Origin of the sequence: Sphingobium anseongense (assembly GCF_037725245.1) — a bacterium.
Taxonomy (GTDB): domain Bacteria; phylum Pseudomonadota; class Alphaproteobacteria; order Sphingomonadales; family Sphingomonadaceae; genus Sphingobium.
Genome location: NZ_JBBJUL010000037.1, coordinates 1 through 724, shown reverse-complemented (window position 1 = coordinate 724; position 724 = coordinate 1). Strand labels below are relative to the sequence as shown.

The following is a 724-nucleotide window of genomic DNA, read 5'->3' as shown; positions in this document are numbered from 1 at the left end:
TGAAAAATTCGGCACGACCGACGATGCGATCCGGGCGCGGTTCGCGGCCTATATCGACCGTTTCGCGCCGCTGCTGTCCTAAGAAGAGAAGGCGACCGTGGGCGACATCGAGGAACGGCTGGCGCAGGTCGAAGCGCGCTTCGCGATAACCGATGTCGTGCACAAATTCTGCCGCGCCGCCGACCGCAGCGATCTCGACGCCATCCCCGGCCTGTTTCACGACGATGCGGTGGACAATCACGGCTTTTACGAAGGCGATGTGCCGGGGCTGGTCGAATGGATGCGCGAACGGCACCGGCACATCCTGCACGCCAGCCACAATGTGACCAACGTCCTGATCGAATTCGCCTGCATGGACTGCGCGCTGGTGGAATCGCGGGTGACGGTCTGCATCCGCTATTCGGCGGCAGGCGCGGCGGCGTTCGCCAGGGCGGCCGGCCTTTCGGTGGAGGGCGACAGGCCGGTCGATGTCGTGTCTTTCGGGCGCTATGTCGACATATTCGAACAGCGGGACGGCGCCTGGAAGATCGCGTCGCGAACGGCGATTCCCGACCAGAACCTGATTTTCGAAGTCCCCGAAGGCACCGGGATCAGTTCCCCGGTCCTCGTCAAGCCACGCCGGGATCAGGAGGATCTCGTTTTCCAGCTACGCCACGACATGGGGCTGGTCTGACCCCGTGATACCAGATGTCTGCAATTTAATTGGGAGATATATATGAGCAGT

The 724-nt window shown here is 62.0% G+C and carries 1 protein-coding gene; it reads left to right on the top strand.

The annotated features are described in order from the left end of the window. The first annotated feature begins 97 nt into the window (after positions 1 to 97). Positions 98 to 673, top strand: a complete 576-nt coding sequence (locus WG908_RS16490) for a nuclear transport factor 2 family protein (RefSeq protein WP_340187595.1) — start codon at positions 98 to 100, stop codon at positions 671 to 673. Positions 674 to 724: the final 51 nt, after the last annotated feature.